Below are 13135 nucleotides of genomic sequence, written 5' to 3'. Positions count from 1 at the left end.
TATGAGAGAGACTAGAGAGAAGACATTTGTTCTGGCACCGGATTCGTTCAAAGAAAGCATGACAGCAAAAGAAGTATGTATCGCGATGGAAAAAGGGTTGCGTAAAATATATCCGACGGCACGCTATATTCATGTACCTATGGCAGATGGTGGGGAAGGTACGGTGCAGTCCCTTGTGGACGCTTCCGGCGGCGTCCTTCACCAGCACGAGGTGAGCGGACCATTGGGCCAGACAGTCACTGCGCAGTATGGCATTCTGGGTGGCGGAACAACGGCGGCCATCGAGATGGCATCGGCCAGCGGCATCCACTTGGTTACCAAGGACACCCAGGACCCGCTCCGGACGACAACCTATGGAACAGGCGAGATGATTCGCGCATGTCTGGACCTTGGCATACGCAAGATCATCATTGGTATTGGTGGTAGCGCGACCAACGATGGTGGGGCTGGCATGGCTGAAGCGCTTGGTGCGAAGTTTCTGGATGCAGAGGGTCGTCCGCTTGCGCGTGGTGGCGGGGTTCTGGATCAACTGGCTCAGATTGATGTATCTGGTCTGGATGAGCGTTTGCAAGAAGTGGAGTTCATTGTGGCCTGTGATGTGACCAATCCCCTATGTGGGGAGCATGGCGCATCAAGGGTGTTTGGACCACAAAAAGGGGCTACTCCAGAGATGGTTGAGCAGCTGGATGCAAATCTGTCCCATTATGCAGATGTAGTGAAACGACAGCTTCATAAAGATATCCGAGATGTACCAGGAGCCGGAGCGGCTGGAGGGTTGGGCGCGGGACTCTTGATTTTTACACAGGCTGTATTACGTAAAGGGATTGAGATTGTCATTGAATATACTGAGTTGCGTAAAAAGTTGATTACTGCGGATGTGGTATTTACGGGTGAAGGCGGTATCGACTTCCAAACGAAATTTGGCAAGACCCCCTATGGTGTTGCTCGGGCAGCCAAGGAAGCGGGTAAACCTGTGATTGCCCTTGCAGGCTGTGTGGGCGAAGGGATCGACACCCTCTACGCGGAAGGCATCGATGCCATATTTGGTATTGTGCCTGGGGCAGCAGATCTGGATCGACTATTGCGAGAAGGCCCGGAGAATGTGGAACGTACCACCGAGAATATTGCCAGGGTGCTGAAGCTGGGGTTACTTTCTTAGGTCAGTGACCATCCAGATCGTATAGGGTCGGATTGGAATGTGATGTGACAAAGACGAGATACGGATATGCCTGATATCAGGTGATCTGTCTCTCGTTTTTTGCTGTGAAGTTCCATTGTATAGTTGTCGTTCAAATCGCTTCGTTCGCGTTATCTTTACCCTTGATGGCACAATGAAGAAATTGCACATACAGTTATGTATCTGATGACTAATACGTTCACGACTGGCAGCACATTGTATGTGGATGGCGGGTACACCTTGATTTAAGAGCTGGAGTTATATAGGTCCAAAAGAATATTTTTTTAAAATAAAATGATGAATTATGGCGAAAAAAGTTGAGATCCATCCTGTTTTTGTACTACAGGATGGATCTTTTTCCTTTTATTTGCTCTTTTTGTTTAGATTCTGTTTATCGCAGTGCACTACAATAGGCCTTACGTATCAGATGGATTGAATTTATATGTAAAAAACATGAGATAGGGAGGATCAAGTACATGAATTACAAAAAGCTGATAAGCTGCCTTTTAATTGCGGTTTTGTTGTTACAGGTGGTTAGTGTGGGTGGGGTTGCAAGTGCTGACCCGTTTACTCCGTTGGATCAACTTAATATGGAGAGAGACATGTATGTTGAGTCGGATGAGGGTACGACGATGACCAATGTTCAAAATTTACTTGAACAACAAGATTTAATCACACTACCTGAAGATTATGAAGCATTGAACGATAATCAAAAATATGAAATTGCCAGAGGCATGGTCTTGCTGCTTCCACTGGAGTTCTCATATGAGAACAACAATCAGGCCAATTACGTATTTGATTTGGTGCACCATCTTATCACACTTCCTAAGCAGACTGAGTCGAGCGCATTGCAGTACAACATCACTCTGGTTTATAGCCTGCTGGCAGAATGGTCCACTTATTTCCCGAATGTTGGTAAACCTGATTGGACACAAGCTGGTAATCATTATATGAATTTGACGGGTGCAGACTTGCCAATGTTTGTGAGCTATCTTATGTTCTATAATATTATATTCATGAATTCTAGCGATCCTACGCAATTTAATAGTCAGTTGGAATTTATGGTTTCTAAGATATCAGAATATAAAGAACTGAATGGAGCACTTGACCTTTCCAGCATGGAAGCATCATTGGATAATCTTTATGGTAAGTATGACTTCATTCAAATGCATGTCATTTTTAATCCAAATCCTAACATCCAGCCTTTTGTTTTTGATATGGGGAAAATGTCGACCATCCAGAATGATGCAGCCACTAAATCCGAACTTGCACAATGGATGATTGATCATAAGCCGCAGAACGGTTATGAAACGGTATCTGAAGTTCAAACTACGTTTGATGCGTTCTTTAATAAGGATACACCGCTGACCAAGTATAACGAACTGAAGAAAGAAGCAGATCGGGGTAACAGCAATGATTTTATCCAAGATATGATTGCATTACTGCGCGATGAACAATTCATCACTGAGCCTGATTTCAAGATGCTTTCTGTCAAAGATCAGGAGGATATCGCAATATACTTACTGGATATAGATCCACCAACGAATGCTGGATATGAGAATATTAAACAGGTCCAATTCATGGTGCAAGTAGCCTTGAAGGCACTTGAAGTCATTCGCGAAATTGATGGACCAAACGCAATAACTGCACTTGATGAGTTTTATAAAAAGCAAGCAAAACGAGTAGATTATTTCAAGGAGCCCGATGCAGAAGGGGAATACTACCGACTTATTGATACTTACCTCACATCCTCCGAAATGGACAAATGGATGACTAAGTATCGATATGCAATTAGGCTAAAAGGGAAAGAGTCCATCTCCCGAGTAGTCAAATTCACGGACACTGCTGTTGAAAGAACACCTTATCTTAACCAGGCCTTAACGGAAGCAGAAGTGTTGGAGTCTTTGGAGCAACTCCGATCTATTCAGAAAGATGTTGAGAAATATAACTCCGATTACCCAGAAAGTCCGTTGGATGCTTTCCCTCTGAACTTTGCCGAAATCGATACCTTAACAGATGAGTATAAGCAACAATTAGCGGACCTTATACTTGAACTCCGACCAATCGGAGGGTATGTAAGCTATAATGCAATTCAGATTGCATTTAACAAATTTTTCCCTGATGATAACGAAAGCGATCCACTGACTGTCTTAAATACTGCAAAGAGCAACAGTAATATAGCGGCTATGCGTGTAGCTATGGAAGATCCGGATCTGGGTATTACTTTACCCAATGGATACGGTGCCTTGTCTTTGCAGGTTAGAGATTTCATTGCGGGATTCTTGATTGAATATGTAAATAAAGATTACAAAAACAAAGAACAGGTCCAATATATGATTGAACTTGGTGTATTGGCACAATCTGTTTGGGAGCAGAGGGAACTCAGTGTTCTTAGGAATAAACTGGATCTGCTCGCTCAGCAATTAGTAAATGGACCTAATCACTTTAATGACCAACAGACATATGTGCTACGTAGCATTGGACAACAACATTTGGAACGTAGCAAAGTAGATAAAGGTGTACTGGCATTCAATTACTTGCATCTAGTTGCATTCGAAAGGTTGGAAGGAGGGTCTAAAGGGGATATTGTTGATCCTGATATTGTCCTGAATCTCCTCTCTATGCCTATCGATTCATTTGAGCAAGCTACCTCTATACCGCGAATGGATGAATGGCTTGATAAAGCAATGAAAGATCAGATTAAAGGTGAAGCGTTCTTCAGCAAGTACAAATTTAATCTTAGAGGCGCTCTTGATTTATCCAAAAGAGCAGAACTTAGTCCTGAAGGCCAGAAGGAATTGGCTGAATGGGTCCTAAATGAACAAGACAGTTACGAGGATGTTGGGAATCTACAAAATGTATTTAATCGATTCTTTACGGCTCCTGATGTGAAGGGCAATGACATCAATAACACCCTAACGGGCTTGGACAGCACGATGGAGATTTCCTTTGACAATAAGCTGCATTGGATTGATGTTGCCTTCATTCAAAAAATGGACCTTAGTGGCAACAAAACGGTATGGGTTCGTTACAAAGCAATCAGCGATGAACTGCCAGGCCGCGCTGTGAAGTTTGTCTTTACACAGAATGGTGATAGCAGCACGGATAATGGAAATACTCCAACGCCTAACCCGGGTGGAAGCACAGGTGGTGGATCGTCCACGACCACACCAGTAACGTCTGCACCTTCACCAACAACGAAACAAGAGCAGATCGTGGTTGACGTTAATGGAACAAACGGCACCAACCTGACCAAAACACCAATCACACGTACAACCGAAACCAACGGCACGATCAAAGATCTGGTGAAAATGACTGAAGCCATTGCCAAGGAATCGGTAGAAAAAGCGAAACAATTGAACATGAACACCGCACGCATTGTTATTCCAGATACCAAAGATTCCGTGTCCGAGACACGTATTGAACTGCCTAAAGCAGCGGTAAAAGAACTGAATGATGGCTCGCTCAAGCTGGAGATTTCCACTGAAAATGTAGTGATTTCCGTTCCGACGAATTCCATCGCCGGATTTGATCAAGACTTGTACTTCCGCGTTGTACCTTTGAAAAAGGAATCCGAGCGCAAAGAAGTTGAAGAGCGTGCGAAGAAAGAGCAATTGATTCAACAAGTTGCTCCAAATACGAATGTTCGCGTACTGGCTCGTCCCGTTGAGATCGACACGAATATGCAGAGCCGCGAAGTGACACTCACATTGCCACTGCGTGACAGTCTGCCAACCGATCCGGCTGCTCGTCAGCAAGCATTGGACAACCTGGCGATCTATATCGAACACAGTGACGGCACAAAAGAATTGATCCAAGGCAAATTGGTGAAACTCACGGATAATAGCGAAGGCATCGAATTTACCGTAACAAAATTCAGTACGTTCACCCTCGTTGTTGTGGATGGACTGAAAGCTTCACAAGGTACACATCAACCGTACATCCAAGGTTTTGGTGCAGATTTCCGCCCAGATGCAATCGTAACACGTGCACAAATGGCAGCCATGATAGCTCGCAATCTTCCAACTGAAGCGGCAGCAGGTTCCTTGAGTAGCTTGAGCTACAAGGATGTATCTGCGACACACTGGGCAACAAGTGAGATTCAAAAAGCGCAATCCGCTGGCATCATGAACGGCATGAGCAACACTCAATTTGTACCGGAAGGTTCGATCACCCGTGCACAGATGGCGACGATTGCTTATCGCTGGATGCAGCAACAAGCGAGTAATACAACAGTGAATGGTCCAGCAATTTCCTTCACAGATGTATCCGCAGACCTGTGGGCAGTAGATGCGATTGCATACGTGCAATCTGCTGGCCTGATGGTTGGTTACAACGATGGTACATTCAAACCAGACAGCAAGCTGACGCGTGCTGAAGCTGTGAAAGTGCTGAACGTGCTGTTCAACCGCACACCCCTAACTGGCGCAGTTACGCCAACGTTCAGTGATGTACCAGCAACACACTGGGCATATGCAGATATCGAAGCTGCAGCGCAGTAATAATATCTTTGCAAGATTAAGAGGCTTACAGCAGGCAGTTTAGTTATGAGCAAGCTAATAAAGTAGAACAAAGAAGGCCACCCCAAATAGGGCAATGTCATTAAGTTTAGCTCAAAGACAAAACTGAGAATAAAATGAAATCTGAAACGGCATGGGAAAAAGTCCCGTGTCGTTTGTTTTTTTGTGTATGCAAGGAAAAAAGCGTACAGCAAACAAACGGATGGATGATCCGCTTAAAAAAGTGTTCAGACGAACCGAATTTATGCTACTCTGTAGACGAAGCTAACCGATGATTTATAACGTATTTTGCGCGTATTCTGCTGCCCTGGTCGAATGGGTCGAATTGGCAAAACGTTTTTTCGAATCAGTGCTTCAACATCGGGCGGGGGGTCATCGTCTCTTGAGCGCAGGAAATGTCTACAAACATGAACGGCAACCGTGAAGTTGACTTGGTAGTGGTACTGTTTAGCTTTTTGGGAAATGACGACGTGCGAGGTCATCATTTCTGCAAAATTGTACATGATCATTCTTGCAAAAATCTCTTGGATGACGGACTCTCGTCTCTTTGCGTGAAAATGGGTCAGACCGACGGTGTATTTTAATGCCCTGAACGAGGTTTCAATTCCCCACCGCATGTTATAGATGGACCTGAGTTCATCGGGTGGAAAATCTGCGTCAGATAAATTCGTAATAACGGTCTCATAAGCGCCATCCGACAGGACAAACCGAACGACTCGAAAAGATATGGGGTAGTACAGATGCTCCTTCAAATCTAAGAAATCAAAGGTAGACTTAGAAGGGATGAACTTGTAAATTTCGGGATGAGCTTTGACCTCTTTGGTTTGTTTTTTAGTAAGCACTAGATGAACCTCCTGATCAAACGAACCGCTATCGGGTAAACGCAAGCCCGAGAGAATACCACTGGAGGCCAGATCTTTTACTCGAATGACATAGCTCCACCCTTTGCGTTCAATATGTGCGAAATTGTTGTAACTTTCATAACCTCGATCGGCAATGACAATGGTTTTTCCCTCGATGCAGGAACGGTCAACCATATCCCCTAACGCTTTTCTCTCATTACTTAATCTTCGCGGTTGAATAATCGCATCCACGTAAAGTCTGTTGCAAAGGTCGTAGGTGGCGTTTAAATGCAGCAGATTATAGCCTCTTGCTTCCGGTTGACTTTGAAAATAGGTGTCGGTATCCGCAGGGTCAGTGGCGAAATGCAAATCCGAACCGTCAATGGCGAGTAACCGATACCCTCGGTAGTTCTTGAGATCCGTAACCGATTGCGTAAATTCTTGAAACAAATATGCCATGGCAGACGGCAAGATTTTATTTCTCTGTTGGACAAAAGCAGAAGAAGTGGCCGTATTTACATCATAGCCCTGTGATTCCAAGAGTTCCTTGTATAAACTGTTTCCGCCCATAGAGATCAGTAGTTGCATAACCGTTTCAAACGGTAACTTCTTCTTACGGGTAAAATCTTTTTCAGGATTTTTGACATAAGGTGCTGGTGCAACTGACATTTCTCGTATGAGAGAAGTGAGTTTTTCTTTTAGCGAATTCGCATATTCATTCATTGGCGTAACCCCCTCGTTTTCCAAGGGCTTCGCCACACCTTTTCACCTGCTTGTCAAGTCTTTTTTCTTATTTTCACACATAAAAAAAGCAGGCTATCTTTTCGATAACCTGCTCATTTTATTGATTTTTGGTCCTGCGCCTTAACTTAATGACATTGCCCAAATAGGGTGGTCTTCTTTGTTCTACTGAAATTCAGGGGAGTATATTCTAAGATTTGATTAAACTCGCGGTATATATTTTTATAGGTCTTAGATAATATATCTCAAAATAAAAATGTTGAATAATGACGAGAAAAATGAGTATTTTTACTAATTATATCTAAATAAATGGTTTTAAACCCTTTTATTTGCTCTGTTGTTCAGAATCCGTTCAGAGTTGTGTACTACAATAGGCCTATCTTAGAGAAGCGAGATTAGGGAGGAAAGAAAAGATGCAATACAGAAAAATAATGAGCATGTTGCTCATTTTGGTGTTGGTAGCTCCATGGCTGGCACCAGCAGGAAAGGTAAGTGCAGGAGGATATACCAATCCAGGGAACAATGGCCTAATTACAGTGAAAGGTGTAGATGACAACTCGGTTGAAATTAGTTGGACATACGCCTATTCCGATTCTACTTCCCCGCCTGATTTATATTATCGGGTTTTCTTATCTGACGAACCGAATCTAATAGACGCTGCTACAATTAACGGTCACACAACCGATTATTCCTATAACCGTTGGATTCAGGGTTCGGAATCTACAGATGGTACTTTTCACCAACAAATTACGGGTTTAAGCGATGGTGAGACCTATTATTTCAATGTAATTGTTCAGGATAGATACAGTATGGAAACTGCTTATCAGATGCAATCCATTAAATTTACTACACCGCTGAATGGATTCAATAACTCTATTGGTCAAAACTTTGATGCAGCTAAAATAACTGAACTGTTCGAAAATGAAAATTTTATCACTACGACGCCGGATTTTGAATCTCTTCCCCTGGAAGAACAGAATGCACTGGTAACATTAGCGGGACATATGAATGAGCCTGTTAATGCGTATCAGAGTAACAGTGAGGTTCAATTTTTGGTAGATTATATTCAACAAGGCATTTCAGTATCGAAAGTAAATGAATTGTCCGATGTCCAAGAAAGACTGACTGCTTATTACGACAAATCTCTTATTTTTGCAGCGGCGGTTAGTCCTGAATATCTGAATATGATGAAACCGATGCTAGATCGATATCTTCTAGCTTCTGATCTGGAACAGAATGTATTGGCATTCAAAATTAAACTACAACGAATTGCTAATAATTCATCCCTTGAAGAATCAGTTATGAATCTTTCTATGGCATCGAGCCAAATTATCAATTTCACGAATGCCTCAACACAAAGTGAAATGATTAATGCGCTAATGGATTTATATCAGCTACAAGAACAAGCAGAGGCGTTTAAAGGCACAGATAAAGAGACCCTCGTTGGTACATTCCCGCTTGATTTTAGTAAAATGAAAAGCATTTCCTCCAACATGACTGAAATGGAAAAGCTTACTGACTGGATGCTGTTGAAAAAGCCGGGTAATGGCTATTTAACATATAAATCCGCGCAAGAAGCATTTGATGAGTTCTTTGGCACTCCTGAGAAGCAATCGCTGAAGCAGCTGAACGCAGCGATAGTTCTCAAGGATAAAGTTACAGTGTTATCCATATTAAAAAATACAGATCTGCTCAATCATCCTGGAGCGTTTAGTGAGCTAACAGATCAAGAACAAAAGACAGTTGCTGCTACGTTAGTGCAGTTGACTCCGAGATCGGGATCTTACAATGGAGATCAGGTTCAATTTATTGTAGATATAAGTATCAATATCCTTTTGGGGTATCGGTTAGATTACCGAGATATGGCTTCTGCATTAAATAACATTTACGATCAGGTCATTGTAAAGGGTGCTAATCTGTTTTCTGAAGAAGAGTTTGAACAGTTCAAGAGAGCAGCCGATTTTTATCTGAAAGCTAACCAGGCGGATCAGCAGTTAATTGCTTATATTGCGAAGTTCACTTCTGTTGCAATGGACACTGACTCGTCTGTAGGTCTAATGTTTACGCTATCTGAAGAATTCCCTTCAATTAACCAAGCAGAGACAGCGAGTGAGATATTAAATAACTTGAATTTGTACCAAATGCTTCAAATGCAGTACCAAATACTTTTAGCCAACAATCCAGAATTAAGTCTTCAGGAACCCCCTCTGAAGTTTGACCAGATAGTAACATTATCAACGAATGCGGAACAGCAACAACTCGCAGAGTGGATGCTTAGTGAACGACCTGATGGAGGATATGAAAAAATTAAAGATATTCAAAGAGCATTTGACTTGTTCTTTGCTCCCCCAGCGCCTAAAGTGACTGCTGATGATACAGCCAATGTGGTTATCGGTGCAGATGAAACGATGGAATACTCCAAAGACAATGGGGAGACTTGGAGTAAATTCACCAATACAGATCGATTTGAGGGCAACCAAATAATTGTGGTTCGTGTAAGAGCCAAAGGCAACACACCGGCATTGAAATGGACAACACTTACGTTTACATCCAATACGCCAACACCTAACCAGGGTGGAAACACAGGTGGTGGTGGCGGATCGTCCACGACTACACCAGTAACGTCCACACCTGCACCTTCAACGAAACAAGAGCAGATCGTGGTTGACGTTAATGGAACAAACGGCACCAACCTGACCAAAACACCAATCACCCGTACAACCGAAACCAACGGCACGATCAAAGATCTGGTGAAAATGACCGAAGCGATTGCCAAGGAATCGGTGGAAAAAGCGAAGCAATTGAACATGAACACCGCACGCATTGTTATTCCAGATACCAAAGATTCCGTGTCCGAGACACGTATTGAACTGCCTAAGGCAGCGGTGAAAGAACTGAATGATGGTTCACTGAAACTTGAAATCTCCACTGAAAATGTAGTGATCTCCGTTCCGACGAATTCCATCGCCGGATTCGATCAAGACTTGTACTTCCGTGTGGTTCCCCTGAAAAAGGAATCGGAGCGCAAAGAAGTCGAAGAACGTGCGAAGAAGGAGCAATTGATTCAACAAGTTGCTCCGAATACGAATGTTCGTGTACTGGCTCGTCCTGTAGAGATCGACACGAATATGCAGAGCCGCGAAGTGACACTCACGTTGCCACTGCGTGACAGTCTGCCAACCGATCCGGCTGCTCGTCAGCAAGCATTGGACAACCTGGCGATTTATATCGAACACAGTGACGGCACAAAAGAATTGATTCAAGGCAAACTGGTGCAACTCGCGGATAATAGCGAAGGCATCGAATTTACCGTAACAAAATTCAGTACGTTCACCCTCGTTGTTGTGGATGGACTGAAAGCTTCACAAAGTACACATCAACCGTACATCCAAGGATTTGGTGCGGATTTCCGCCCGGATGCATTCGTAACACGTGCACAGATGGCAGCCATGCTAGCTCGCAATCTTCCAACTGAAGCGGCAGCAGGTTCCGTGAATAGCGTGAGCTACAAGGATGTATCTGCAACACACTGGGCAACAAGTGAGATTCAAAAAGCGCAATCCGCTGGCATCATGAACGGCATGAGTAACACCCAATTTGCACCGAAAGGTTCGATCACCCGTGCACAGATGGCAACGATTGCGTATCGGTGGATGCAGCAACAAGCGAGTGCAACGACCGTAAATGGTCCAGCAGTGTCCTTCACAGATGTATCCGCAGACCTGTGGGCAGCAGAGGCGATTGCATACGTACAATCCGCTGGCCTGATGGTTGGATACAACGATGGTACATTCAAACCGGACAGTAAGCTGACCCGTGCTGAAGCGGTGAAAGTGCTGAATGTATTGTTCAACCGCACACCCCTAACTGGCGCAGTTACGCTAACGTTCAGTGATGTACCAGCAACACACTGGGCATATGCAGATATCGAAGCCGCAGCGCAAAAGTAATATTTTTAAAAGAAAAAAAGGGGTCATTAACGCAGTAGCATATGGAAAAGAGAACCCCTAATGACGGATAGGATATGACAATACGATAGATAAAATAAAAAAAGAGCTGTTCCAAAAGCCATACATTGGTTAGGAACAGCTTCTTTTTGCGGTTTAGTGTGACTCAACAATGGTATGTCAGATCGTATAGGTTTGTTAGCGCTTGGTCACCCATTAGTTATTCTGTTTACGCAGTTGTACTACTCTTTATCGGGCGTGTGTGCAGCATTCTCGTAAAACTTACCATCCCGCAACTGATCCACAAATCCTTGGAGCCAGACGTAGTATTGCTCCGCATGTTGGAGTTTGTGCAGATCACGCAACGCATCATCTCGATCTTTGGAAGAGGTATGTTCCGAAAGGATCATGGCCGACAGGTCAGGAATGACCTCACGAATGCCTTCTAACATGACATCTACTTCCCGTTGGAGCTTGGCTCCGAAGAAATTCTGGAACGTACGATAAAAGTCAGTCTCAGCCAGATACTGATCCTGGCGCTCCTTCTTTTCCTCCAGTTTATAGATCATCTGTGATTCTGTAAGCGAACGAACCGCATAGCTCATGTTGCTCTTGCTCATATTCATCGAGTTTTTCATCTCTTCAAGTGTCATCGGTCGATCCTCAAAATACATGATGCCGTATAATTTGCCAAACGTATGATTAACCCCATATAGATCCATCGTATTGGCGATGGCCTCAATGACTCTCTCCCTCAGCGCATGCCGATCAGGTAACGAAGAATGATTCGGGTTCCCGGCGGTTTCTTTTCCCACAATGTCACCTCTGGTTTATGATAGCGTTCCCACTAGCTGCCTCATATTTTACATGACTTGCTCCAATTTTAACATAAGCCGGAATTAGAATTTTCAATACGAGTGTACAATCAATTTTGTACAGATTAAATATAAAGCTGATTATACTCAAAAATTCCCAATCATTAAAGAAAAATTGTACAGTAAGGAGTGGGGGATTTGCGTTTAAAACTATGGAGGGAGTCTGAGGCGGTACTATTCACGCTGCCAGCTCTAATCCCATTGCTGATCTTCTGGCTGGGACCTCTGGGATATATCGTTTATCTCAGTTTCACCGATTGGGACTTCATGAGCCCGGACAAGTTGTTTGTTGGTCTGGACAATTACAGTTATCTGCTGACAAACTCTGAATTCTATCGATCATTGAAAGTCACCTTGTTATTCGGACTTGGAAGTGTAATCCCAACTATTGTGGGCGGATTGGCACTTGCGATGCTCATGAATAGCAAGATCAAATCATCCGGCATCTTCCGGACGTTACTGTTCTCACCTTGGGTCACCCCGACAGTTGCGGTGTCCATTGCGTGGTCCTGGATCTTTGAGCCCGAAGTGGGACTCGCTAATCTGATGCTGGGCTGGGTAGGCGTATCTCCGATCGGATGGTTGCGTGACGCGGACTGGGCATTGGTTGCTGTTCTGATCGTCACGCTTTGGAAGTCGATTGGGTGGGCGATGGTATTTTATCTCGTTGCGCTACGAAATCTACCTTCCGATCTGCTCGAAGCAGCTTCAATCGATGGGGCAAACGGTTGGGACAAATTCAGAAGTATCACATTGCCGCTGATCTCACCAACGACGTTTTTTCTCTCAATTATTCTTACTATCCAGTCCTTGCAAGCCTATGACCAGATCAATGTCATGACGCAGGGTGGACCGGCGGGATCAACGAGAACGTTGCTGTACATGTATTACCAGTCTGCATTCGAATCCTTTAATGTAGGTGAAGCTTCGTCCATCGCCGTTGTGATCATTCTGATCTGCGTGTTGCTGTCGGGAGTATCCTTCCTGCTTGGCAGACGTCTGGTGCACTACTAATGACAATGACATTGCCCAA

At 43.9% G+C, this 13135-nt stretch carries 6 protein-coding genes and 1 pseudogene; 5 read left to right on the top strand and 2 right to left on the bottom strand.

Annotation, left to right across the window (positions count from 1 at the left end; translation table 11 throughout):
- The first annotated feature begins 1 nt into the window (after nt 1).
- The 3 genes and pseudogenes from V6668_RS29590 to V6668_RS29580 all read left to right on the top strand — a co-directional run bounded on the left by V6668_RS29590 (nt 2) and on the right by V6668_RS29580 (nt 5679).
- The gene (locus tag V6668_RS29590) at nt 2-1159 is read left to right on the top strand and encodes a glycerate kinase (RefSeq protein ID WP_338707358.1); all 1158 of its coding nucleotides are present in this window, start codon (nt 2-4) and stop codon (nt 1157-1159) included.
- Between the two features lie 168 nt (nt 1160-1327).
- A pseudogene (locus V6668_RS29585) lies at nt 1328-1426 on the top strand (dehydrogenase); the annotation flags it as partial.
- Between the two features lie 227 nt (nt 1427-1653).
- Nucleotides 1654-5679, top strand: coding sequence for an S-layer homology domain-containing protein (locus tag V6668_RS29580; protein ID WP_338707357.1), 4026 nt, complete (start codon nt 1654-1656; stop codon nt 5677-5679).
- 260 nt (nt 5680-5939) lie between these two features.
- On the opposite strand, the gene V6668_RS29575 is transcribed toward V6668_RS29580, so the two are convergent.
- A complete protein-coding gene (locus tag V6668_RS29575) occupies nt 5940-7262 on the bottom strand; it encodes an IS4 family transposase (protein ID WP_338706857.1) in 1323 nt (440 codons plus the stop codon).
- Nucleotides 7263-7693: 431 nt separating this feature from the next.
- Here V6668_RS29575 and V6668_RS29570 point away from each other — a divergent pair, with 431 nt between their 5' ends.
- Nucleotides 7694-11230 carry a DUF4073 domain-containing protein gene (locus V6668_RS29570; protein WP_338707356.1) on the top strand — a complete coding sequence of 1179 codons (3537 nt, stop codon included), beginning with the start codon at nt 7694-7696 and terminating at the stop codon, nt 11228-11230.
- Nucleotides 11231-11469: 239 nt separating this feature from the next.
- Here the strand turns inward: V6668_RS29570 and V6668_RS29565 are convergent, their stop codons facing one another.
- Nucleotides 11470-12042 carry a GbsR/MarR family transcriptional regulator gene (locus tag V6668_RS29565; RefSeq protein ID WP_076213761.1) on the bottom strand — a complete coding sequence of 191 codons (573 nt, stop codon included), beginning with the start codon at nt 12040-12042 and terminating at the stop codon, nt 11470-11472.
- 198 nt (nt 12043-12240) lie between these two features.
- Between V6668_RS29565 and V6668_RS29560 the strand changes: the two genes are divergently transcribed.
- Nucleotides 12241-13116: a carbohydrate ABC transporter permease gene (locus V6668_RS29560; RefSeq protein WP_036671737.1), complete on the top strand. Its 876-nt coding sequence runs from the start codon at nt 12241-12243 to the stop codon at nt 13114-13116.
- Nucleotides 13117-13135 lie beyond the last annotated feature (19 nt).

It is taken from the genome of Paenibacillus amylolyticus (genome assembly GCF_036894225.1).
Taxonomy (GTDB): Bacteria; Bacillota; Bacilli; order Paenibacillales; family Paenibacillaceae; genus Paenibacillus; species Paenibacillus amylolyticus.
The sequence above is the reverse complement of the archived record's forward strand: the minus strand, read 5'-3'. Positions and strand labels throughout refer to the sequence as shown.